This window comes from Enterovibrio sp. FF113 (assembly GCF_041439165.1).
Classification (GTDB): Bacteria; Pseudomonadota; Gammaproteobacteria; order Enterobacterales; family Vibrionaceae; genus Enterovibrio; species Enterovibrio norvegicus_A.
Map to the genome: position 1 here is coordinate 68,872 of NZ_JBGONO010000001.1, position 21,011 is coordinate 89,882.

At 45.5% G+C, this 21,011-nt stretch carries 23 protein-coding genes; 9 read left to right on the plus strand and 14 right to left on the minus strand.

Going from position 1 to position 21,011, the window contains the following annotated elements:
• Nucleotides 1–3: 3 nt before the first annotated feature.
• A complete protein-coding gene (locus ACED36_RS00350) occupies nucleotides 4–285 on the minus strand; it encodes a hypothetical protein (RefSeq protein WP_371732544.1) in 282 nt (93 codons plus the stop codon).
• 299 nt (nucleotides 286–584) lie between these two features.
• On the opposite strand from ACED36_RS00350, the gene ACED36_RS00355 reads away from it, so the two are divergent.
• Nucleotides 585–1,073, plus strand: coding sequence for a hypothetical protein (locus ACED36_RS00355; RefSeq protein ID WP_371732545.1), 489 nt, complete (start codon nucleotides 585–587; stop codon nucleotides 1,071–1,073).
• Between the two features lie 268 nt (nucleotides 1,074–1,341).
• Nucleotides 1,342–1,680: a hypothetical protein gene (locus ACED36_RS00360; RefSeq protein ID WP_371732546.1), complete on the plus strand. Its 339-nt coding sequence runs from the start codon at nucleotides 1,342–1,344 to the stop codon at nucleotides 1,678–1,680.
• A 43-nt stretch (nucleotides 1,681–1,723) separates the two neighbouring features.
• Here ACED36_RS00360 and ACED36_RS00365 read toward each other — a convergent pair whose 3' ends face one another.
• Complete coding sequence (locus ACED36_RS00365; RefSeq protein ID WP_016958720.1) at nucleotides 1,724–2,122, minus strand: ACT domain-containing protein; 399 nt, start codon at nucleotides 2,120–2,122, stop codon at nucleotides 1,724–1,726.
• Nucleotides 2,123–2,277: 155 nt separating this feature from the next.
• On the opposite strand from ACED36_RS00365, the gene ACED36_RS00370 reads away from it, so the two are divergent.
• Both ACED36_RS00370 and ACED36_RS00375 read left to right on the plus strand, forming a co-directional pair.
• Entirely contained in the window at nucleotides 2,278–2,493 is a 216-nt protein-coding gene (locus tag ACED36_RS00370) for a DUF6500 family protein (protein WP_016958719.1), read from the plus strand.
• Between the two features lie 652 nt (nucleotides 2,494–3,145).
• Nucleotides 3,146–3,490, plus strand: a complete 345-nt coding sequence (locus ACED36_RS00375) for a YajD family HNH nuclease (RefSeq protein ID WP_016958718.1) — start codon at nucleotides 3,146–3,148, stop codon at nucleotides 3,488–3,490.
• 207 nt (nucleotides 3,491–3,697) lie between these two features.
• Here the strand turns inward: ACED36_RS00375 and ACED36_RS00380 are convergent, their stop codons facing one another.
• The 3 genes from ACED36_RS00380 to ACED36_RS00390 form a co-directional block, all read right to left on the minus strand.
• Nucleotides 3,698–4,159 (minus strand): RES family NAD+ phosphorylase, encoded by a 462-nt coding sequence (locus ACED36_RS00380; RefSeq protein ID WP_017003487.1) that lies wholly within the window; start codon nucleotides 4,157–4,159, stop codon nucleotides 3,698–3,700.
• Complete coding sequence (locus ACED36_RS00385) at nucleotides 4,159–4,581, minus strand: antitoxin Xre/MbcA/ParS toxin-binding domain-containing protein (protein WP_016958716.1); 423 nt, start codon at nucleotides 4,579–4,581, stop codon at nucleotides 4,159–4,161. The genes ACED36_RS00380 and ACED36_RS00385 overlap by 1 nt, the downstream gene beginning before the upstream one ends.
• Before the next feature lie 102 nt (nucleotides 4,582–4,683).
• Nucleotides 4,684–5,148: an Lrp/AsnC family transcriptional regulator gene (locus ACED36_RS00390; RefSeq protein WP_016958715.1), complete on the minus strand. Its 465-nt coding sequence runs from the start codon at nucleotides 5,146–5,148 to the stop codon at nucleotides 4,684–4,686.
• Nucleotides 5,149–5,324: 176 nt separating this feature from the next.
• On the opposite strand from ACED36_RS00390, the gene ACED36_RS00395 reads away from it, so the two are divergent.
• Entirely contained in the window at nucleotides 5,325–7,136 is a 1,812-nt protein-coding gene (locus ACED36_RS00395; RefSeq protein WP_016958714.1) for a PLP-dependent transferase, read from the plus strand.
• 59 nt (nucleotides 7,137–7,195) lie between these two features.
• Here ACED36_RS00395 and ACED36_RS00400 read toward each other — a convergent pair whose 3' ends face one another.
• A complete protein-coding gene (locus tag ACED36_RS00400; protein ID WP_371732547.1) occupies nucleotides 7,196–7,723 on the minus strand; it encodes a hypothetical protein in 528 nt (175 codons plus the stop codon).
• Between the two features lie 679 nt (nucleotides 7,724–8,402).
• Between ACED36_RS00400 and ACED36_RS00405 the strand changes: the two genes are divergently transcribed.
• A complete protein-coding gene (locus ACED36_RS00405) occupies nucleotides 8,403–9,914 on the plus strand; it encodes a sodium:alanine symporter family protein (protein WP_016958712.1) in 1,512 nt (503 codons plus the stop codon).
• Nucleotides 9,915–10,037: 123 nt separating this feature from the next.
• Here the strand turns inward: ACED36_RS00405 and yciH are convergent, their stop codons facing one another.
• The 3 genes from yciH to ACED36_RS00420 form a co-directional block, all read right to left on the minus strand.
• The gene (yciH, locus tag ACED36_RS00410; protein WP_016958711.1) at nucleotides 10,038–10,364 is read right to left on the minus strand and encodes a stress response translation initiation inhibitor YciH; all 327 of its coding nucleotides are present in this window, start codon (nucleotides 10,362–10,364) and stop codon (nucleotides 10,038–10,040) included.
• A 77-nt stretch (nucleotides 10,365–10,441) separates the two neighbouring features.
• The gene (locus tag ACED36_RS00415) at nucleotides 10,442–10,780 is read right to left on the minus strand and encodes a DUF3319 domain-containing protein (RefSeq protein WP_371732548.1); all 339 of its coding nucleotides are present in this window, start codon (nucleotides 10,778–10,780) and stop codon (nucleotides 10,442–10,444) included.
• Between the two features lie 139 nt (nucleotides 10,781–10,919).
• The gene (locus ACED36_RS00420) at nucleotides 10,920–11,273 is read right to left on the minus strand and encodes a DUF3319 domain-containing protein (protein ID WP_016958709.1); all 354 of its coding nucleotides are present in this window, start codon (nucleotides 11,271–11,273) and stop codon (nucleotides 10,920–10,922) included.
• Nucleotides 11,274–11,497: 224 nt separating this feature from the next.
• On the opposite strand from ACED36_RS00420, the gene ACED36_RS00425 reads away from it, so the two are divergent.
• Complete coding sequence (locus tag ACED36_RS00425; RefSeq protein WP_017003485.1) at nucleotides 11,498–12,460, plus strand: tyrosine-type recombinase/integrase; 963 nt, start codon at nucleotides 11,498–11,500, stop codon at nucleotides 12,458–12,460.
• Here the strand turns inward: ACED36_RS00425 and ACED36_RS00430 are convergent.
• Both ACED36_RS00430 and ACED36_RS00435 read right to left on the minus strand, forming a co-directional pair.
• Nucleotides 12,457–13,458 (minus strand): D-alanine--D-alanine ligase, encoded by a 1,002-nt coding sequence (locus ACED36_RS00430; protein ID WP_017005547.1) that lies wholly within the window; start codon nucleotides 13,456–13,458, stop codon nucleotides 12,457–12,459. The two genes, ACED36_RS00425 and ACED36_RS00430, sit on opposite strands and share 4 nt — an antisense overlap.
• 266 nt (nucleotides 13,459–13,724) lie before the next feature.
• Nucleotides 13,725–14,294, minus strand: coding sequence for an SPOR domain-containing protein (locus tag ACED36_RS00435; protein ID WP_016958706.1), 570 nt, complete (start codon nucleotides 14,292–14,294; stop codon nucleotides 13,725–13,727).
• A gap of 258 nt (nucleotides 14,295–14,552) precedes the next feature.
• On the opposite strand from ACED36_RS00435, the gene ACED36_RS00440 reads away from it, so the two are divergent.
• The gene (locus ACED36_RS00440) at nucleotides 14,553–17,234 is read left to right on the plus strand and encodes a bifunctional acetate--CoA ligase family protein/GNAT family N-acetyltransferase (protein WP_016958704.1); all 2,682 of its coding nucleotides are present in this window, start codon (nucleotides 14,553–14,555) and stop codon (nucleotides 17,232–17,234) included.
• A 100-nt stretch (nucleotides 17,235–17,334) separates the two neighbouring features.
• Here ACED36_RS00440 and ACED36_RS00445 read toward each other — a convergent pair whose 3' ends face one another.
• Together ACED36_RS00445 and ACED36_RS00450 are read right to left on the minus strand one after the other, a co-directional pair.
• The gene (locus tag ACED36_RS00445) at nucleotides 17,335–17,649 is read right to left on the minus strand and encodes a Dabb family protein (protein WP_016958703.1); all 315 of its coding nucleotides are present in this window, start codon (nucleotides 17,647–17,649) and stop codon (nucleotides 17,335–17,337) included.
• Between the two features lie 30 nt (nucleotides 17,650–17,679).
• The gene (locus tag ACED36_RS00450) at nucleotides 17,680–18,585 is read right to left on the minus strand and encodes a LysR family transcriptional regulator (RefSeq protein WP_371732549.1); all 906 of its coding nucleotides are present in this window, start codon (nucleotides 18,583–18,585) and stop codon (nucleotides 17,680–17,682) included.
• A 268-nt stretch (nucleotides 18,586–18,853) separates the two neighbouring features.
• Here ACED36_RS00450 and ACED36_RS00455 point away from each other — a divergent pair, with 268 nt between their 5' ends.
• On the plus strand, nucleotides 18,854–20,488 hold the full coding sequence (locus ACED36_RS00455) for a DUF2813 domain-containing protein (RefSeq protein ID WP_016958701.1): 1,635 nt from the start codon (nucleotides 18,854–18,856) through the stop codon (nucleotides 20,486–20,488).
• Here ACED36_RS00455 and ACED36_RS00460 read toward each other — a convergent pair.
• Nucleotides 20,485–21,009 (minus strand): DUF3833 domain-containing protein, encoded by a 525-nt coding sequence (locus ACED36_RS00460; RefSeq protein ID WP_016958700.1) that lies wholly within the window; start codon nucleotides 21,007–21,009, stop codon nucleotides 20,485–20,487. The genes ACED36_RS00455 and ACED36_RS00460 overlap by 4 nt on opposite strands.
• Nucleotides 21,010–21,011: the final 2 nt, after the last annotated feature.

Below are 21,011 nucleotides of genomic sequence, written 5' to 3' on the forward strand. Positions count from 1 at the left end.
ATATTACGCCGAATAAGCATCACGCGGCTCAGAGTAGGCATCATATTCCCTATGTGCTGTCCAACCTATCATGCTGAGATGAGCAAGTAATATACCTGGCGAACTTTCTCCAATCGCAATATCAAAAAATAATCCCGCGGTTTCTTCATCACCACCAAAGCAGCGCTGTATCGCGGATATGATGAGCCCACTTTCTGTCCCTTCTGCCACTTGCTGCCGAATCCAATCATATTCCAACGAGCACTCATTGATGATCGTTTTTCGGCCGAGGGTGAATGTCGTCATGATGACTCCTAGCATCCAAATTTCATTTATGTTTCAGAAATATGTCACAACTATTAGATAGCAAAACGCAACCTATTCACATGATGACGATCGCAAATATACTCAACCAGACGCACTCTAGGTTGACTAATAGGAAATCAAAAGAGAGAAGAGTCACACATATTTTGGCGATGATGTGTACACTCTTACCTGGCGGCATCTAAAAATGCTGCACAAAACGCAAATTTTCCCATCGAAGCGATGTTGTTGATCTGAATAATGATAGGTTAGCGACGGGTGATAACTGCGTTGATATGACTATGAAATGGATTCTGACGAGCTGGATTCAGAAAAAAAAATACGAGACGTTCTTCGAGCGTGTAGGGAGTGATTTCTTTAATAATGAGAAGTATCACGACTACCTCGAGCAAAGAATTCTCGACTCATTGCGTGACAGCGGTGACATCAAGCCCAAGCGGGCATCGAAGATCGTGTTGTCGTGTATTCGACAAGCACTGCTCGATAAATATCTCACTGAAAACCGATATATTCGGTTTTTAGAAGACAACAAAAACGAGTTCTTCGTTCAAAATAACGGGGTTCACGATGTTGTTGCCGGCTACGAGCGTATCATCAGTAACTTCATACATAACAAGCAGCCCGAGTGCTCTGACTACATCCTCTCGCACCTCCCTAAGTACTACCGTAAGTTCTCCAAAGATATTGGTGTCGACCTTGATTACCCAAGAAACAAGCAAGGGGAAAAAGACATGCTGGATGACATCATCATGCTTCTCGATCAACACTGATCCTTTCTGCCTAACGGTCAAAGCCAGTGTCCATAGCAATAAAGCAAAGGGCGCAGACATCAGACATAGCACCTAATCCCTACGAACCTCACATAATCAATCTATTGAGTGACCCTGAGTCAAAGAGTGAAGTCCTATTGAAGCCGATTTACTTTCTCTGCCTTTGTGCCGTTGATATATCAATAGAGTAAGGAGGCTTCGTCACGGCACTTGCCGTAGTTTTCATTTCGACTAGAATTGGCTGTATGTATATACAGTGCTATTAATTATGCCAGCGATTCGATACCAACATAACGACAAATCTGTCGTACTACATGACGCAAAAATTCATGGCGGGTCATCGCTGATCCCCGCTTACCTCAAAGACGGTAGCCTTGTTTACTATCCATTTGGCGGCTTTGTTAGCCGTGATGCCCTTAAATATGAGCAAACCGTCCAATTAACCGATATTCACGGCTTCTCAGCGGCGACCGACGAAGGGAATGCATTCTCAGAGTCATGGCGTGATGTCAGCAGTCAAACCTTGCTAGGTGCGTTCATTAAAGGTAAATACTTTGTTGTTCTGAACAACGGTAAGCCCATCACTGCATCAAGACACAAACGATGAACATGGAAGTACACAGTTAGGCAAAGGCGAGAAGCTTACGCGATCAGTGTTCGTTGAATTCTTGCAGAGCGGCGAGGGCACGTTGCGCGACCTCCGCTTGAACAAAGATATGGTCGTGATAATAAGCGGCAATCACATTGGCACTGATACCTTTCTCTGCCAGCTTTGTCGACACCGCAGCCGTTAAACCAACCGCTTCCAAGCTGGAATGCACTGTCAATGTGATCTGTTTAAACGCGCAGTCAAAAGTGAGCCCCTTTGACTCAGCGACCGACTTATCAAGTAATAACGTTAACCCTTCGCTTTCCTGAAAGGTCGCTAGAGGAGTTAGGCCGATATAATCTTCGAGCTTGCCAGGTACAACACAAAAAACATATTCGCCATCCATCAGCGCAGGCTTCATGGAAGACAACAAAACGTCTAAAGCCATAATTCCAGCCATTCACATTCTCCTATGCGGTTTGATTTGCTCACTATAGCGTGCCACCCAAAAACAAAGAAGGATCGCGCGATCAAATAAACAAGAAGTGACACTTTTAGTTGCAACTGTGTTTATGTACAGTATTTCGCGTTAACCACAAACTTTGGAGAAATTTCATGAGAGAATCACTGCGTGAAAAAGTTATCAACGTCTGCAACAAAAAAATCCAAACCAAAGGAGAGAACGTGAGCGTCTCTTTCTACGCCTTCTTTGCCAACAAGAATGACAACCCAGAGTTACTCATGGAAGCCGCCACCTGGTGGATACAGAAACACAAACTCGACCACTTCGAAAAGGCGACGAAGATTATTGGGATGGTAAAAACGCTTTAGTGAAACGAGGATGAATTTGCCATTCATTGTTCATCTATCATGGACAAGCTCGTTCCTGCATATTCATGAATGGAAAGAGTAAAAGGCGAACCTGATGAGCCGTAATGTTTAGGATCGCTGCGGCATCGATTTGTCGAAGTCGTCGTTCTCGAACATCTTGAAGTACTTTGAATCGATTAATGTCTCGGTCACTTATAGGTATCAGCATCAGTTTATGTCCACAGAAGCGAATTGTTCATCAAGAACTAGAGGACATTTTTAAATTGCTCAAACCGGACATTACTACTTTGCTCTTACACTCTCAGTGCGCATTATGTATCTTATGTTAAATAAGATATGCGGTAGCGTGAAATGTGCCTCCCTCATGCCATCAAGTCCTCTCTTTTCTCATTGGATCTAGCCTATTGAACGCAACTGTCTATTTACCATAAAGTATATAATTACTAGCGTATTAAGAAGCCTCCCACGAAATGGATTTCCTGGTGCTTCTTCTTACTCTGGGAATTATTAGCGCGATGCGCGGAGTGCTCGACTTCGTCAAGGCGCTAGACATGTGATGTGCTTCTTGCAAAACCTTGATTTGGAAATTGGTAACTGGGTGGCTGTTTGGTATATTGTTCGCAGGCTAAAAGACAGATAAGAAGAAATCAACATGTCATCAGATTATTACGGAACCAGTGCCAGCTATGCTCGTCAAGAAAGTGGTTATCGAGAAAAAGCACTGAAACTGTATCCATGGGTATGCGGACACTGTGCGCGAGAGTTTGTTTACTCAAATTTGCGTGAACTCACCGTTCACCACGTCGACCATGACCATACTAATAACCCGCCAGATGGCAGCAACTGGGAGTTACTGTGTCTGTTTTGTCATGATCATGAGCATTCAAAATACATCGATCACCATCAATTCGGCACAGAAATCAAAGCAGGACAAGATGATCATCAGTCTGCAACTCACAATCCTTTTGCCAATTTGAAGGATTTGTTGAAAAAATAAGCATTCATCATGCTTACTGATTTTTCCAACTCATAAATGGCACCATTTACAGGCAGAATTGGTTGAGTTTACGGCTCGCTATTCTGCCTTTTTAATTAGCTGCTATATAAATGATTCACAACTGTAAGCTCTATCGACGCTGACAGACTAACGCCTTTCATCACCCTAAGCGTCTTTGACTGTATAAGCCTTATGAGCATGGATTTGCTATCGCATCATTCGCTTAAGTCTACTGTCGTAATAGAAATCACGCTGATCGATGACTTTTATTTTAGTGCTGTCTGGGTGAACGGGATTGATGAGGAAGTTGTATTCACTGGCAATGATGGCTGACGGAAGTTGCATGACGCCAGTATTACCGTCTCGCAGCCAATCTGTCCCATAATTTCGAGAAACATCCGCATCAGGAACTGCGTCCCAGCCCGTTGGTAATTCTTGCTCGCTAGCGCGTTGAATCGCCAGGTCATCGGGAATATAGATAGTCATCATCACGAGGTTTGGCATTTGCACTGGGCTTTCATGCACAAAACGCTCAAGTGCTGACAATGAACGAGATCCCGCAGTATAAAGAATTGGCTGGCCTTTATGATGCCACCGACCAGAACCAAACATGCCCCCCATTCCACTCAAATCGGCAAATTTCTTGACCGATAATCGAAAAACTTCCATTACGCCGTCATACCATGCATGAGTCGATTGAGAATGGTCTCCACGTATTGAATGCCTGTATTGGTATCCAAATAATCAACCGCGGCATTACCGCCAAACGCGACTTGAGGCATTTTAAGCCAGTCGAGTGCGGTTTGCTTGTCGCCGTAATATTCGATAGCCAGATCGACAACCCGACGAATAGCGAGAGTCTTTTCAGATTGTGATGGCGTGAGTAAATCCGTATCACTTTTACGTTGAAGGCTTCGTGGACTCAGGCCAATCAATGACACCCACTCCCCGCTGGTCATGGCCATTTCTGTCATGACTTTACGAGCTTGCTTCACCGTTAAACCGTGACGGATTATCTCTAGCTCCGTGTCTTGGTTAACCACCTGCCCTTTTTTAACAAGACCAAGTGACATCAACTGCTGTGCGTACATAAACACCTCTCTCGACAATGGTTAAATTATGAGCGCCATTTGTCGTATTGTAAAGCGCCATATGTCGCATTGGTATTCCTCTGCTAAAACGCTAACACGTTGTCACAGAGGTAAGCGTCTACGCTTCTTCACCTGACCAAAAGCAAAACTGGACTCAATGGCAGCAATGTTGGGCAAGCGTGTGAGTTCTCGTCGGATGAAACGCTCATAGGTTTTCAGTGATTCACTCACTACATGCAGCAAATAGTCATGGGTGCCAGTCATGAGGAAGCACTCCAACACTTCATCCATATGATCAATCAATGCTTCAAATTTGAGCATGTTTTCTTCGGTCGGTTTTTCGAGTTTAACTAAAACAAACACGTTAATCGGTAAGCCACATTTTTCCTGGTCAACCACCGCATGATAACCAGTAATAATGCCTTTTTTTTCCAAAGCACGAACACGACGTAAGCAAGGCGATGGAGAGAGTGACACTCTGTCTGACAGTTCTTGATTGGTTAAGCGCCCTTCCATTTGCAGTTCATTAAGAATCTTCTTATCGATGTTATCGAGATTGATGTCCATAGCAGTCCTGTTTTTATTTATCCATGATTCAATCAAGGTATAGCGCACAAATTTTTATAGTTGGCAGATATTGCCAATATTTAACATTTAACAAGCAGAAATGGCAATTTTTCAGCTCTCCACCTTTGCTAAGTTAAGAGCATGACATTGGACATAGATTGTTAAACGGAGAGAGCATGAAGAAGGCGACGCAACTCAGTCCACTGCGCAACACGACCAAACACGAACAGGCGGAAGCGCTGGCAATCGAACAGGCACAGCACTTCGGTATTGATACTCGCTCCGAGTTTGGTGAGGCGCTGGTTGAGCTGGCTACGACATTGTATCGCGCGAATCACCATACTCATGACCTTTGGGCTATCACGATGGATGGCTTGGCGGATCTCGACCGCAACGATCGCATTGCTTGGTTTAATGCCAAACGATTCTTGTCATTTCAGTTAGCGAAGATCCTCGATAATCTGCAAAACCCCATGCGAGCGACTTACCAATCTATCGCCACTAAGAACGGGCACTTTGCTGCGAAAGGCGCTTACCCTATCTTTGATAACGTGGCAGCGATATTCTCCGCCAGCCCTGTAATAACAAGAACAGCGACCTATCTATTTGCTTGTACTGAATGGGTAGAAGATGCGTTTAACGGTAGAGAGCCATTACACGAGATCTACTCACGCCTGCTGAACCCAACGTCCATTAGCCTTGCCAATCATATTGTCGACATTGAGGCTGGCGATATGGCGGATCAATATCTGGCTTGGAATTTTAACTCAGGCATGGCCGCCATTGACGGCCTACTCAGCCATCTTCTCGGACGTGAAGACATCGTATTGGCATCCCGCAATATCTACGGTGGTTCATACCAACTGCTTCAAGACTGGTATCGAAAGTCCTCCAACCTTGATGTTGCGGTTGAATGGGTTGATGGTTATGACGCCGCTGCGTTTGCACACGCCTTAGATGCTGCCGCTGAAAAATATGCAGACCGCATCAGCGAAGGTCGTAAAATATACGTTTACCTCGAAAGCCCATGCAACCCTCATGGCTTTGTGTTGGATGTTGCTGGCATTAGTCGCGCCGCCCATGAGCGGGACTGGGTAATTGTTGCAGATACGACGGTCGGGACGCCATTTCTGCATCCAGTATTGAAACGTAAAGACCCAATGGAACGCCCTGATTTTGTGATTCATTCTTACACCAAAGAACTGGCTGGATCAGGAACAACAACTGCTGGCGTGGTTATTGGTCGTAACGAAGATATGTTTATCCCTAAAGGTGACAGCGTCACTACTAGTTCGCCAAATGGTACGCCTCGCACGGTTAAATGGGATAACACCTTGTTCTGGAATGTTTACTACATCAAAGGTGCATTTTTGGATGCGGATAAAGCGTTTGAAGTATTGAATGGTATGAAAACCTACGAGCTGCGTGTACTTCAAAAAACCATCAATACGCTGACACTGGCCAGAGTTTTCGACCTTCATCCGGATATCAATGTGTCATGCCCTGCACTGCCAGAGAGCCCGAACTATCCGCTCATGCAGTCCAACATGCGCTTAGGTTTGCCTGCAGCACTGTTTACCATTGATATGGAAGGCTCAGCAGGTCGTCCCGCTATTGATCCCCATGCATTTAAGCAATTCTTCGATATGCTAGAACCCGCGATCGGCATGCAGGTTAGCTTGGGTCAAACCAATACGGTTGCACTTTGCCCTGCGATGACTACCCATTCAGAGTTGTCTGGTAAAGCGCGAGAGGATGCAGGAATAAAACTGACTACGTTACGCATTGCTGTGGGTTTAGAAGATCCGCGCATGTTCATTGCCCACATGCAACGTGCGGCGGAGATAACCATAGACATCAAGCACACGGATTTCTCAACAAAATTCCCAGCACCCGAAATGATTGACGATATCTATCGTAAAACGTATTTGGATGTGCAACAGCGGTTTGTTGAGGATTTACCTTCGTATCTTACTTTGATGCAATGACGTAACGTTATCGCAATCAGCACCGGTATCTACCATCAATTCAAACCCGTGCGTTATCGCTACTTTGTCGATGACGCACTGGATTTGAGTATTGAGCCATCACGATTGAGATAGCAAAGTGTGACTTGATACTGCGGTTGTTGCTTTGAGGTTAACTGGCTGGGTTCCATCAGTGTCGTCATCTGCGATCCCAAGTGGGCTTCGGGTTCACATTCAATAAAACCAAAACGATGCAATTCTCTATCAATCTTTTCCGTTTTAGAAGGCTCGCTTCTTTGGATCTCAATTTTCATGGCCAATCGACGCTGGTCAAAGCTTGATGACTGACGTGTCAACAGCTTGGCGAATGACTCTTCAAGCATGGCAATTTGACTTTCGACAAGCACTTTCCCATCAGACGCTTCTAGGGAGCTCTGTGCTTTTATCATCTCTAACGCAATTGAAGGAAGTACTTGGAGGTATCTGTGCAGCGCGCTTTCGTTAGATACCGCGTAACCTCGAATCGCAAGTGCAGCAACAACACACGCCAATGCAAATGCCGCTATCGATAGCCCTGATGTCGAGTTCAATTTTCCAATTAATATCATGATTAAAGGAATACCACCAACTGACTAATTATGCTTAGAATAGGCTTGATATTGGGTTTATATTCTTATTGTGATGTATATCTATAAAGCAGTGAAATGTGTCCATATCAAACGTGCTGTACTGAATATTAGTTTACTTGCGATGAACTAAAACCCTATGCTTCGTTTGACTCATTTTTGAGAATTTATTAATTAATTGCTGGGTAGTACTTTTCTAATTACAGTGCTAATTTTCTATTATTTATATCTAGTCTTAAAATCAATACACACCGCACAATAATAGTGCGAGAAATTAGCCTTTGTATTTTCAGAATAAAATTACGATGCTCTCTTCAAATTTTACACATTTCACCCAAAATACACCTAGGCCAATGACAACAAGACCTTAGAGGCATCAGCCAAGCGGAGAATATATCCGTGCATACATTGTGGTGCATATATTGCCCAATAACGTGCACAGCAACAAAATTCGCGTAAAGAAATATTTGATAATTATAAAATCAGAAAAGTGTGAGCCTTATATAAGCTATTAGAAAAGCAAAAAAGCTGGGGTCGAAATATATTGCAAATATGTTTATACGTGAAATAATCCGCAGCGCAATACTTGTTAACAAGTATGCAACACACTTGCTGTCGGGTAACACTGAAAGCAATATAAAATAAGAAAAAGGACTCGGTAATGAAACGTATAATGACGACTGCTGGACTTTCGTTGTTTGCGAGCTCAGCCTCTGCGGCAGGGATCGACGAAGCAATCAATGAAATAGTTGCGCCAATTGTAAACCCATTCGTGGGTATGATTTTCTCCACCATCCCCCTACCATTTGTAGATGCACAAGCGCCATGGATTGTTCTCTGGCTTGTAGTTGCTGCAATCGTATTCACACTCTATCTCGGCTTCATCAACTTTCGCGGTTTCGCCCACGCTATTCGCCTCGTAAAAGGTGACTACACCAATCCAAATGAACCTGGTGAAGTCTCACACTTTCAGGCGCTTACCACCGCCCTCTCGGGAACCGTTGGTCTAGGTAACATTGCAGGTGTCGCAGTGGCTATTTCCATCGGTGGTGCAGGCGCAACATTCTGGATGATTCTTGCTGGTCTGCTCGGCATGTCAACCAAGTTTGTAGAGTGTGCTCTCGGTGTTAAATACCGTAAGACAAACCCGGATGGCTCTGTTTCTGGTGGTCCAATGTACTACCTGAGCAAGGGCCTTGCTAAACGTGGTAACCCAGCACTTGGTCGAACCCTCGCCGTTTTATTCTCAGTTTGTGCGGTCGGCGGTGCTTTGGGTGGCGGTAACATGTTCCAAGCAAACCAAGCATTTAAACAAGTGGTTGGTGTAACTGGCGGCGACATGTCTTTCTTCGCGGATAAAGGCTGGTTGTTTGGTCTGATCATGGCGATCATTGTTGGTGTGGTTATCATCGGTGGTATCAAGTCAATTGCGAAAGTGACTGAGAAAGTCGTTCCATTGATGGCCGTTGTTTATGTTGGTGCTGCACTGGTTATTATTCTGTTTAACCTGAACCACGTAGGTGACGCGTTTGCTGCAATCTTCAACGGTGCGTTTACTGGTGAGGGTGTTGCTGGCGGTGTTATCGGCGCAATGATTCAGGGCTTCAAACGTGCGGCGTTCTCGAACGAAGCCGGTGTAGGCTCTGCAGCAATTGCTCACTCAGCGGTAAAAACCAATGAACACATGTCAGAAGGTTTTGTATCTCTACTTGAACCGTTCATCGATACCGTTGTTATCTGTACCATGACTGCCCTTGTGATCATCATCACGGGTCAGCTTCATGCAGGACAAGAACTGACAGGTGTTGCGCTGACTTCTGCTGCATTTGGTAGCGCTATCTCTTGGTTCCCATATGTTCTTGCGATTGCAGTTATCTTGTTCGCTTTCTCTACCATGATTTCTTGGTCTTACTACGGCCTGAAAGCTTGGACTTACCTGTTTGGTGAAAGCCTGCGCGCTGAAATGATCTTCAAGGTTATATTCTGCGTGTTCGTTGTGATTGGTGCTTCCATGAACCTCGGTCCGGTTATCGACTTCTCTGATGCGATGATCTTTGCCATGGCACTGATTAACATCATTGGTCTGTACCGTTTGGTTCCTGAAATCAAAACAGATATGAATGACTACCTAGCACGCCTGCAAAGCGGTGCTATCGTGCGTCACAAAGCATAATTCGTTTATCTAAACTTAGTATTTCTAACTAAAGCGGTACAACGAAAAAAGAGATGCCAAATGGCATCTCTTTTTTATGTTCGTCATGTATAACTTGGCTCTTAAAGTCGGCCAGCCAATGATTCAACCGCCAGCCAATTTTACCGTGTGACCTTTCTTCTCAAGGTACGCTTTGATTTGATCGCGTTTGTCGCCTTGAATCTCGATGATCCCATCTTTTACTGCACCACCACAGCCACACACTTTCTTTAAATCCGCAGCAACGAGCTTTAGTTGAGTGTCATCCATATCTAGCCCAGTCACCAGACACACACCTTTTCCTTTTCGGCCTTTAGTCTGGCGTTGAATACGGACAATACCATCGCCTTTATCACGCTGAGGCGCTTGCACTTCTTCCTTTATTCGCCCGGTTTCTGTCGAATACACCAAACGGCTGTTATCGTTTTTCATAATCCACTCTTTGACGCGTCACAATGCGCGTATGGTATCAAAAGTCTTGGGATTGAACACGTATAGTGATTTCGCAATCAACGAGATAGTGAGTGAGTGTCGATATACTGCTTAATTTTAGGCAATGGACCTTTGAGAAGCTGACCACGAACAAGAATGTACCAAAGGCCTGGTTGCTTCTCATCACTCATGATCTGAATACCTCGATACGTTTCTGCTGAGTGGGCTTGTGACGTGCCGAACGTTTGACGCTCAAATTCAGCCGGACGGCGGAATATACGCGTGTCACACCACCAATCTATACACTGTCTAATGCCCAGCATACTTCCTGATACTGTTCTACCACCGACGAGTGATGTATAGATATCATCTCTGCACTCGATGGAATGTCCACGATGTGAATACCGCTTTTTCATTGGTTTCCCGTATCTATTATTGCTTTTTCTTATAGCGAGGATATTAATGAATACAGCAGGATTTGACGACAATAATTGTGATTTTGACCCAAAAAAAATGATTTTATTACAAGGCGATAACGCCTTGATAGCGATGTGGTTAAGTCTTAGTAACGACTTTTTTATCTACGAATTGCTTAAGTGCTGGAAGTGAACCTTTTAGCAGATTCCCTTTGATGATCATATACCAGGCCTTATCATCATCTTCAGAGTCGTTCATGATTTGAATGCCTTTATATTCTTCAATTTTTTTCTCTTTGGCATCAACGAAGTCTTGCTTATCAAACTCTTCAGGCAAGCGCAAAATGTTAGTGTCGCTCCACCAATCGATGGATTGCTTAACACCCAGCAGTGAACCAAGTATGCGCTTTCCCCCGACTCGAGCACTGTATTCTTCTTTGTTTTCGTCGTTCAATTCGACGTTATAACCACGATGGTATAGGCGCTTTTTCACCAGCGACACCTCTGTCTATTTACATATAAAAGAAACAACTGCAACAAAATTGCGTTTCACTATGTAAATTAGACCAGATTAACAGCAAGTGCCAAGTTTCCGTCTTTGACCCGCCAGAAAAACTGACATTTCATTAAAGGGTTATGTGATCATCCCTCTTCTTTAAACCTCAATTAGGTGGAATAATAGATCTATTCAAATGATAAGTTATAGTGCGCTATAGAATGAAAAAGATTGAACCCATCGCAAATCCAGAAGAAAACAAACAAAGCATCATGCAATTTAAAGCTGGCCATGTTGATTTGGCACACTGGAAATCTCTGACGATGAATCTGTACAGTCATAACTCCGTACTTAGCTTTCAAAATGACTGGCAAACCTTTGTCGATTATTGCAAAGAGGTCAATGTCTCTGCGCTCCCCGCGGCGGTCACGGCGGTTAGACGCTTCATTGAACACAGATCAAAAACACGTAAAATATCCAGTATCAAACGCTACGTCATTACTATTTCGCTACTACACCGTGTTCATGGTTTACCTGACCCTACTCGCCACAGAGAAGTCCGATTTACCCTTAATCGACTGTATTCAGAAAAAGCTGATGATGCCGCGCAGGCCAATGCGTTTCACCTTTCCCATTTGAACGCATTACAGCAGAAATTGGGAAGCAGCGACCGATTGAAAGATATTCGCGACCTACTTATTTGGACGCTGTGCTTTGAGGGTATGCTGAAAAGAAGCGAACTCGCGGCATTGACTTGTCATTCGATACAAAAAGACGCAGAGGGTTATATGTTGGTGGTTGATGATCAGCGTATCGAACTCAGCCCGGAAGCAGGTGAGCTGATTGATCATTGGTTTTTAGTATCCGGCATTGCCGATGGCCCGTTGCTGCGTCGCATCAACAAGCATGAACAGCTGGGTGACTTGCCGATGGATCACTCCTCTATTTACCGCGTGTTCCGACGTGCTGCCACTGAGCTGGGTTTAGAAAGCACGCTGACGTTCTCAGGGCAATCTCCACGTGTAGGTGCCAGTGTGGATTTATCAGATTCAGGTAAATCAATTAAGGAAATTCAACAGCAAGGAAGATGGAAAAGCCCCGCTATGCCAGCTCAATATGTGGGGAATAAGCAGGCAAAGAACGAGGCTATGGAGCAGTTCAAGCGCAAGATAGAGAAAGATTAACCGCCGTTGATACCACTTTGGATGCAGCTCGCCAGATAATCTGAGAACGTGTGTCCATTATGCTCGACCAATTTCGGGAACATAGAAATCGGTGTCATTCCTGGGAAGGTATTGATTTCGTTTAATAGCACTTCGCCATCAGTGGTTAGAAAGAAATCAATCCGGGACAAGTCTTTTAACTTCAAATGAACAAAGGCTCTCTTCGCGTATTCACGCATCTTCGCGATTTGCTCGTCAGTCAGGTTATCCGGCTCTAACGTTGTTAAGCTGTGACTTGCCGTGCTGTATTTTTCGTCATAGGTATAGAAGGTATCTTCAGGGCAACGAATCTCACCCGGATTAGTCACCACGACTTCTCCGTTAAAATGATACGCCGCAATTTCTAGCTCACGTGGGCGAACAGCCTTCTCGACCAAAACTTGATTGGAAAAGGTAAATGCCTGCTCGATAGCATCCTTGATCGATTCTTTTTCTGACACCTTAAAGCAGCCAACAGAAGAGCCCTGGCAAGCCGCTTTAACGAATATTGCCCCCCAGCGTTCAAACGCCTCTTCGGCTTTCAATACACTGTCGGCACTGTTTTCAGTCAAGAACACGTACGGTGTATTAGGGATACCAATGGCATCAAACCACAATTTTGATGTGATTTTATTGAAGCAAACGATACTGGCTGAAGGGTCGCACCCCATATAAGGCAAGCCAGCAAGTTCAAGCAATGATTGGATATCACCAGTTTCGCCCGGGTAACCGTGAATACAAGGCACCACATAATCAATGGCAATAATTTTATCGCCAACGGTCAGTGTTTTATCTAAGTTCAGCCGACAAGCTTGGCCTTCGCTATCTTTCCAGCCTTCGTCTTTTGTGATTTCAACGCGAACAACAGACACTGAGGGTAATGACGTCAGTTCTGATTCCAGATAGTTCGCCGATACGAGAGACACTTCATGTTCAGCGCTACCGCCGCCACATAGCAGCAATACTTGAGTTGGGTTCATGACCATTCCTACTTCGCCCTGATTCTTCGATCAGGGATAACATAATTCAATTGCACAATCCGGTGCATCGCATGGAAGGTGAGACGCCTATAGTAGACAATCGCCTTCTCCCTTTCATCCAATGAAAAGCAAATATCTGTCTATTTTTGTGTGATCGCGCAAAAACTCGTCGTATTCCCGACGGTTACAGGACGCTTGTGGCTACCACACGTATATCAATATGAAAAAAGAGAGCATTTGCTCTCTTTTTGATTGTTTGGGAAATGTTAATTGAGCGGCTTCATCTCAGGGTTTGCTGACGATTTAATCGAGGCAAAAGAGCGAATAAAGGGCCCATACTGCTTAATGTCTTTTGGTAAAGCGCTTAGCGCATGCTTCGCGTCAGTTTTCGAGTCAAAATCACCATACAACAAGGTATACCACGGCAAACCATCGACCATTTTTTTGTTCGACCAAACGGGTTTGTCCGAAGGCAACTTATTCATGTATTCATTGAAGCCTTTATTATGGCTAAGTGCGATGACCTGTATTGTGTAATTTTGTCCGCTCATCGCCGCCATTTTTTTCGTTGCCGGTTGCTTTTTAACTGCAGGTTTAGCGATTACCGCAGGCTTAGATTTCATCGGATTTTCTGCCATTGTTGCTTTAGATGCAGGTTTTGGCATGGGTTTAGCTGAATTCATTTCTGCTTTTTTTGCAGGAGCAGGAATAGAAGAAGATTGGGGAGTCGGGAACACTTCTTCTTCTATAGATTGAGTCAAAATCTGAGTCGTACTGGCTCCACCGGAACAGCCAGCGAGCGCAAAGGTAAATGCGATAGAAAGGATTTTCTTCATGAATATTCTACTTTTAGGAGCCACTGTCTTCTATTCTGAACGCACCTATCCATTCATTCAACTTAAACGATGCGCACTCTGATAAGTATCTGCTACATGTCACACATCATTTTGCGAAAATGATTGAGATGACAAGGATTTCTTTTTTAATACGCGTCTTTTCGTTGCGGATCACAGCCAGACTTAATGGGTCAGGATGCGCCAACAGAAACATTGTAGGATATAAACGAGTAACCTCAGATGCCTCAGGAGATGCACATGCTCGGCCTAGATATGCTTTTTAAACCAAAATCAATCGCTGTCATTGGCGCTTCTGATACACCAGGCCGTGCGGGTAATGTGATTATCCGTAATCTCCAATCAGGTGGGTTTCAAGGCCCCATAATGCCTGTCACACCAAAATATCAAGCTGTCGCGGGGATTCTCGCATATCCAACGATCAATGCCTTACCCTTGATTCCCGACATGGCTGTACTCTGTACACAAGCAGATAAAAACAGTGAGCTTATTCGTCAGTTGGGGGAAAAAGGCGTGAAGGTTGCCATCATTTTGGCAGCGGGCATGAAAAAATGCATCAACCAAGATGGACGTACTGAATTCGACATCATGCGCGAGATCGCATCGCAATACGACATGCGTGTTATCGGCCCCAATAGTCTTGGTTTAATCCTTCCTTGGCTAAATCTGAACGCGTCGTTTTCGCCCATCCCCGCCAACCGTGGCAACATTGCGTTTGTTTCTCAGTCGGCAGCGGTATGTACCACGATTTTGGACTGGGCAAGAAACCGACGCATTGGGTTTTCAACTTTTATTTCGTTAGGGGAAGCGAGTGATATCGATTTTCCCGAACTGCTTGACTACCTGAGCCGAGAAAGCAAAACCGATGCAATTCTGCTTTATATCGACAACATTCAGGACGCAAGGGCATTTATATCTGCGGCTCGTGCTGCATCTCGAAACCGTCGTGTGTTGGTGTTAAAAAGCGGCCGTACGCCAGAAGGGGCCGCGGCTCTCCCCCACTTATCAGAAAGCTTGCCGGGTCTAGATGGTGCATACGATGCCGCGATTCGACGTTCGGGCATGCTTCGCGTAAATACGACGCATGAGTTATTTGCCGCAGTAGAAACACTTTCCCATTCAGTGCCGCTTCGCGGGGAACGATTAGCCATCATTTCGAATGGCGGCGGCCCAGCCGTCATGGCGGTGGATACATTGATGGAAATGGGCGGCAAATTGGCAGTCCTGAGCGAAGAAACCATCGAAAAACTCGGCAAAGTGTTACCGGTGAGTTGGTCGCAAGGCAATCCACTTGATATCGTTGGCGATGCCGACATAGAGCGCTACAAGAAAGCTACGGAGATTTTACTTGAAAGTGATGAAGCAGATGCCTTGCTGATCCTTCATTCTCCGTCGGTCACCGCTCCCGGATTGAAAACCGCTAAAGCGCTGGCAGAAATGCTAAAGAACAACCCCCGCGCCAAACGATTTAATATATTGACCAATTGGCAAGGTGAGAGTGATGACGCGACAGTGGCGCGTTTGGCCTTTGCCCATGCAGGATTTCCTGCGTATCGCACACCAGAAAGTGCCGTTACCGCATTCATGCACTTGGTCGAATACCGTCGAAACCAAAAACAATTAATGGAAACGCCAACTTCCATTGGACAGATCGAATACGATGTAGAAGGCGGTCGTGCCTTTATCCAGCAAGCGCTAGACAGCCAATTAACCTCATTGACTACCCACGAAGCAAGGCCGTTTCTTTCAAAATATGGCATCAATGTAATGGCAACATGGTTGGCTGCTGACGCTGCGGAAGCCGCTCAAATCACAGAGCAAGTGGGGTATCCCGTTGCCGTTAAGCTACGTTCGCCAGACATTGCTCACAAGTCTGACGTTAACGGCGTCATGCTCGATCTGAACAATGCCACCGAAGTCGCCAATGCCGCCCAATTGATGCTCAATCGTATGTCGCTGTCTTATCCAACCGCACGCATTGAAGGGTTACAAATTCAAGCGATGGCCAACCGTGCCGGTTCGCAAGAACTTAGGGTTTGTGTTCGTCACGACCCCGTTTTTGGCCCTGTCATTTTGCTGGGCGAAGGCGGCAGCGAGTGGAATGTAAACCGTGACGCAGCCGTTGCTATTCCACCGCTTAATATGGCGTTGGCGCGTTACCTAGTGATTGGTGCACTCAAAGCGGGCAAATTACGTCAACGTGGTCATCCTTATAACATTGATGTGAACTCACTTTGCCACTTTTTAGTGACACTGTCACAGGTCGTAATCGATTACCCTGAAATCACGGAGTTGGATATCCACCCCTTGCTTGTCACAGGCGACAGCTTTACCGTTCTGGATGCTTCCATCAAATTGTCACCGTTTGAAGGAGACGCCAATACTCGTCTCGCGATTCGGCCTTATCCAAAAGAGTTGGAGCAGAGTGCGGCCCTCAAAGACGGACGCAAAATATTGCTGCGCCCTATTCTTCCTGAAGATGAACCTAACCATAAATCCTTTGTGGAACGTGTGTCTGTGGAAGACCTGTATAAGCGCTTCTTCTCTGATGTCGGAGAGTTGAACCATGAAGCCTTAGCCAATCTCACACAGATTGATTACGACCGTGAAATGGCCTTCGTGGCGGTCTTTCGTGCGCCCAATGGCGAAGATGAAATTCTCGGCGTAGTACGTGCGCTGGCAAACCCATCACATACGGATGCTGAGTTCGCCGTATTGGTGCGTTCTGATCTCAAAGGCATGGGATTGGGCAGGATCTTAATGGACAAGGTCATCGAGTACGGACGCCAAAGCGGCTTAAAACGTATCAACGGCATGACCATGCCGTCTAACTCAGGAATGATCGCCTTGGCACAAAAAGTGGGATTCAGCATTGATGTCCAAATACAAGATGGCATCGTTGATATGGATATGATGCTGTAACCAATTCATTTTCTTATCAAGAATAACGTTAAACGAAAAAGGCTGCATACTAATGCAGCCTTTTATTCTTTGGTTCGTTTGAGTATGAAATGACGCTTGGCTAGTCGTGCAATTCAGCAACTAGGCTGTAGTCCACCACGATAATATCTTCGATATGCGGGCCAAACACTTCTTTTAATGCGTCATGCTCAGGGTCGACCAAATAGCGCTGACGGGCGGCTTCGTCTTTCAGAGTCATCAAAATGACATGCGTAAATCCTTGATTCTTTCCCTCAGGGCTATCATTCTCGCCCCATTCAACAGACTCCACGCCTTCCACTCGCTCTGTCATGGAAGCAAACTCTTCACGGATCTCACCAAAATCGGCTTCGTTGGATTCGGGCTTAAATTTCACCAGCAGGATATGTCTGATCATGGTGTTGCTCCGTCAATTATTACCAAGAATCTAATCTACGTTTTCTTCACGAACAGGTTGAATCATTTTTAGTACTTTCGGTATTTGTCTTACCAACCAGCCTTTCGCGTTACCCATTCGATTTCTCTTCCATGCCATCACCCAATGGAGCTGGTAAATTTCACTCCCTTCAATCACTTTTAAACGCCCTTCCTCAATGTCTTTTTCAATCCACCATAAAGGCATTGTGCCAATACCATATCCATCAAGAATAGCGTGATACTTCTCTGTCATGGAGCTGACCGTGAGCCTCGGCTGTTCGTCCAATATATTGAAGGTGTATGTTTTCGCACTGCGGGCGGTGTCAGCCACAGAAATACTGCGATACAAACGCCGCGTTTCAGGATCAAACGGGTTGCTGTGCTTGTGAATAGGATGATCGGGTGCTGCTATCCAGTAACCATCGGAATAGCCCAGCTCTTGAATTTTCACACCTAAAGGAATCGTTGGGGGCTTGGGGCTAATAAGAATGTCGGCGCGATCATCATGTAACGCCTCCCACGACCCTGCCAATATTTCCTCTTGCAGCCGGACACGAGTATTTGATTCACGACCAAGTTGCTCCACCAGCGGGAAAAACTGTCTTGCGGTTAACAAACCATCGAATGCAATCGTAATATCTAACTCCCAGCCGTGCGCAAGGGATTTGGCGTCGGCAACCATTTCATCGGCGGCATTGATCAGTATCCGGCCTCGCTCTAACAGCAATCTTCCAGCATCAGTAAACGCGGCTTTATGTCCAGAACGATCAAAAATCACTAAGTCCAACTCTTGTTCTAGTTTTTGGACCTGATAACTCAAAGACGAGGGCGCACGATTCAACGAATCTGCAGCCGCAGCAAAGCTCCCTTTACGGTCAATGGCGTCTAGAACCTGCAGTGCTTCGAAAGATAACATGGTGATACTCGTTCCTTGTATAGAGTCAGGGTTATTAAAGACAGGTGATTAGTTTTGCCACCAGGACAGCCACAACACTGTCATCAACGTAAATGACCTGACTTAGCTCTATAAGTATTCGTCTGAAGATAGCGAGCGAATATTCATTTCGCCTCAATCTGGCACAATCCACTGAATGAGAACAGAAATTTTTTCCTGATCCGCAAATTCGTGATGAATACATCGCCACTGTGTCTTCATCTGTCTTACCCTTAGGAATGAGGTGGCTATGAAGTTAGATCGTATTGAAATATCAGGTTTTCGCGGTATTCGACGGCTTTCGCTCAGTCTTGACGAGGTGACGGTCCTTATCGGTGAGAACGCGTGGGGCAAAAGCTCTTTGCTGGATGCACTGTCTCTTTCGTTACCCTCTACAGGTGACCCTTATACATTCGAGCGCAAAGATTTTCACATCGACCACACATTGGGAAATGCGCAAACGAATCAAATCCAAATCATTCTTCGCTGGGTTGAAAGCTATTCGGGTGAACACCGCGCCCGTCGCTACCGACAGTTCAATCAGGTATGGAACAAGACCAATGAAGAAGGCCTTCGCCAACTCGATTTTCACATCAATGCATTGCACGACGACGGGAAGATCAACGTCACTCGCGATTTTCTTGATGAAACCGGAAACATCATTTCGCTGGAAAACCAACAACATCTCGCCAAACAACTTGCGCTGCTTCATCCCATTATTCGTATGCAGGATGCGCGTCGTTTACGTGATATAGAACTCGACCTAAATGGCAACAAAACTCGGCTAGAAAAGCGGTTAGAAAATACGGTTAAGCGATTACAGCACATGCCTGGGCATGTGAACAAAGGCGAAGTGCGCAGTGGCATTAAAGCCATGCGGACGCTACTCGACCACTATTTTGCGTTTGATAGCCACAACCGGTCACCTTCAGATATTGAGCCGTCACGACACCTCAACATGCGGGCCAGCAACATTCACCCGCTAGAACTGGTGGCGCGTAACACATCCAACCAAAGCCGTTTGTTACTCATGGGACTACTTAGCACTTTTGTTCGCGCGCGCGGCCCAAAACAACTTAGGCCAAACGCTCGCCCAATTGTGATTTTTGAAGACCCTGAAAGCCGGTTGCACCCCACGTTACTCAATCAGGCTTGGCGCTTAATTGCGTTAATGCCAATGCAGAAAATCATCACTACAAACAGCGGCGATTTACTATCAGCCGTTCCTCTCACGAGTATTCGGCGCTTAGAAAGAGGTTCAACGCAAACAGAATCATTTCAAGTGCCTAAAGGATGTTTGAGTAAAGACGAGGAACGTCGCGTGTCTTTTCATGTTCGCTTTCATCGTCCAAGCGCATTGTTTGCTCGATGTTGGCTTTTGGTCGAAGGCGAAACCGAGATATGGCTTTTCAGTGAATTAGCAAGGCTCCAAGGTTATGACCTGTCAGCAGAAGGGGTTCAACTGATTGAATTTGCCCAAAGTGGGCTTAAACCCCTGATCAAGCTCGCGATTATATTGGGGATTGAATGGCACCTGATTGCCGATGGCGATATGGCGGGACAAAAATACGCGTACGCCGCGCGGAAAATGCTGAATGGCGATCAAGAAAGCCATCGACTGACTCTATTGCCCGACCGAGATATCGAGCACTACCTTTTCCGTCATGGTTACGAGCCGTTGTTTAGAGAAATGGCAAACATTGATGACAACATGCATCATATTGCGCCGAAGAAAATCATCAGCAAAGCGCTAAAAAAGTATGCTAAGCCTGATGCTGCTCTCGCGATTATTGCGTATACGGAGCAGCATCATGAAGACGGTATCCCGCTATTACTACGGCGGATTTTACAAAGAGTGATCGGCATGGCGAGAGGTGCGGGTTAGTCCTGCTTTTCAAAGAAGATCGAAATTCGCCCTACTTCTACACCGAATTTTCTCATCGAAGTCAGGTTAAATGCACGCTTTTCATCTTGGCGGAATAGCCAATCATCGAGCGTAAGCACATAGGTACTGTCACCCACGTCAACGTTGAGGTCATACACCCAATTGAGTGCATTGCCTTCTTCACGCCCAGACGCGATACCAACCACATCACCCGCTGTACCTTGATAACTGCCATCCTCTAGACGAGTGATCGTCCAAATACGCTTTTGTGTTTCACCATCATCAAACAAAAAGTCTTCATCCAGTGTTATCACGCTACCTACAACCGTACCTTTGATATCAACATCAAAGCGACGAGTTTGTTTGCCTGTATAGTCTTGCACCATCCCCCAAGCTTTGACCTCTCCGTCAAAATATTCAAAGAGGTTAAACGCTGGCGTGGTGTTTTTGTAATCTTCAATCGAGCTTGAGCAGCCGATGAGCGTAAGGAAAAATACCCCTATAATGGCGAGTTTTCTCACGT

Excerpts from the sequence above, each read along its gene's own strand:
- ACED36_RS00350 (WP_371732544.1), bottom strand. The coding sequence starts at position 285 with ATGACGACATTCACCCTCGGCCGAAAAACGATCATCAATGAGTGCTCG.
- ACED36_RS00355 (WP_371732545.1), top strand. The coding sequence starts at position 585 with ATGAAATGGATTCTGACGAGCTGGATTCAGAAAAAAAAATACGAGACG.
- ACED36_RS00360 (WP_371732546.1), top strand. The coding sequence starts at position 1,342 with ATGCCAGCGATTCGATACCAACATAACGACAAATCTGTCGTACTACAT.
- ACED36_RS00365 (WP_016958720.1), bottom strand. The coding sequence starts at position 2,122 with ATGGCTGGAATTATGGCTTTAGACGTTTTGTTGTCTTCCATGAAGCCT.
- ACED36_RS00370 (WP_016958719.1), top strand. The coding sequence starts at position 2,278 with ATGAGAGAATCACTGCGTGAAAAAGTTATCAACGTCTGCAACAAAAAA.
- ACED36_RS00375 (WP_016958718.1), top strand. The coding sequence starts at position 3,146 with ATGTCATCAGATTATTACGGAACCAGTGCCAGCTATGCTCGTCAAGAA.
- ACED36_RS00380 (WP_017003487.1), bottom strand. The coding sequence starts at position 4,159 with ATGGAAGTTTTTCGATTATCGGTCAAGAAATTTGCCGATTTGAGTGGA.
- ACED36_RS00385 (WP_016958716.1), bottom strand. The coding sequence starts at position 4,581 with ATGTACGCACAGCAGTTGATGTCACTTGGTCTTGTTAAAAAAGGGCAG.
- ACED36_RS00390 (WP_016958715.1), bottom strand. The coding sequence starts at position 5,148 with ATGGACATCAATCTCGATAACATCGATAAGAAGATTCTTAATGAACTG.
- ACED36_RS00395 (WP_016958714.1), top strand. The coding sequence starts at position 5,325 with ATGAAGAAGGCGACGCAACTCAGTCCACTGCGCAACACGACCAAACAC.
- ACED36_RS00400 (WP_371732547.1), bottom strand. The coding sequence starts at position 7,723 with ATGATATTAATTGGAAAATTGAACTCGACATCAGGGCTATCGATAGCG.
- ACED36_RS00405 (WP_016958712.1), top strand. The coding sequence starts at position 8,403 with ATGAAACGTATAATGACGACTGCTGGACTTTCGTTGTTTGCGAGCTCA.
- yciH (WP_016958711.1), bottom strand. The coding sequence starts at position 10,364 with ATGAAAAACGATAACAGCCGTTTGGTGTATTCGACAGAAACCGGGCGA.
- ACED36_RS00415 (WP_371732548.1), bottom strand. The coding sequence starts at position 10,780 with ATGAAAAAGCGGTATTCACATCGTGGACATTCCATCGAGTGCAGAGAT.
- ACED36_RS00425 (WP_017003485.1), top strand. The coding sequence starts at position 11,498 with ATGAAAAAGATTGAACCCATCGCAAATCCAGAAGAAAACAAACAAAGC.
- ACED36_RS00430 (WP_017005547.1), bottom strand. The coding sequence starts at position 13,458 with ATGAACCCAACTCAAGTATTGCTGCTATGTGGCGGCGGTAGCGCTGAA.
- ACED36_RS00435 (WP_016958706.1), bottom strand. The coding sequence starts at position 14,294 with ATGAAGAAAATCCTTTCTATCGCATTTACCTTTGCGCTCGCTGGCTGT.
- ACED36_RS00440 (WP_016958704.1), top strand. The coding sequence starts at position 14,553 with ATGCTCGGCCTAGATATGCTTTTTAAACCAAAATCAATCGCTGTCATT.
- ACED36_RS00445 (WP_016958703.1), bottom strand. The coding sequence starts at position 17,649 with ATGATCAGACATATCCTGCTGGTGAAATTTAAGCCCGAATCCAACGAA.
- ACED36_RS00450 (WP_371732549.1), bottom strand. The coding sequence starts at position 18,585 with ATGTTATCTTTCGAAGCACTGCAGGTTCTAGACGCCATTGACCGTAAA.
- ACED36_RS00455 (WP_016958701.1), top strand. The coding sequence starts at position 18,854 with ATGAAGTTAGATCGTATTGAAATATCAGGTTTTCGCGGTATTCGACGG.